Here is a 624-nt window from a genome sequence, read left to right as displayed (position 1 = left end):
AAGATCAGCGCGAACGCCTCGGCCATCGGCAACAGGGTGAAGGCGGTGACCGCGGACAGATTGCCGGCTGCGCCGGTGAACGCGCGCAGTAGCCAGATGCTCGGCCGTTGCGCCACCACCACCTCGCGCCAGCGATCGCCCGGCTTCTTCAGGAACGGCAGCGCGGCGAGCATCAGCAGCGCCCCGAAGAACACCACCTCGTAGGCCGGCAGCGACCCCTCCAGCCCCTTCACGAAGGCGTCGCTGATCGAATAGGCGGCGTAACAGGCGAAACCGAGCAGCACACCCTTGAGCATCATGAGCCTCTTGCGATCGAACGACGGCCCATACCGGGCACACGGGAACTGGCGCCCATTATGCGGGGGGAACGGAAGCAGCGACCGCGCGAACCGTCCAAGACACAACAAATTCTTAAGCTATGCGTTGCTATAAGCCTCAGCGCAACCAAGGGTGCGCCCGCGGTTGCATCCAGGGAGCGGGAGTTGCCTCCGTGTCAGGACGACGCGAATCCAAGACCGCCTCGTCGGCCTCCCTGCTGCCTTGAACCCGATCGCAACGCGTCCGTTGCATGCAGCCAGAGACCGCCCGATGCCATCACTGCCACGTTGTCTGCCTTTCCTCCTT

General features: G+C 64.3%; 1 pseudogene. It reads right to left on the bottom strand.

Annotation, left to right across the window (positions count from 1 at the left end):
* Positions 1-296 (bottom strand): annotated as a pseudogene (locus CEK69_RS15130) (EamA/RhaT family transporter); the annotation flags it as partial.
* Between the last annotated feature and the right edge of the window lie 328 nt (positions 297-624).

This window comes from Xanthomonas sp. LMG 12462 (assembly GCF_009192885.1).
GTDB lineage: Bacteria > Pseudomonadota > Gammaproteobacteria > Xanthomonadales > Xanthomonadaceae > Xanthomonas_A > Xanthomonas_A sontii.
This window is presented reverse-complemented; position numbering and strand designations above follow the sequence as displayed.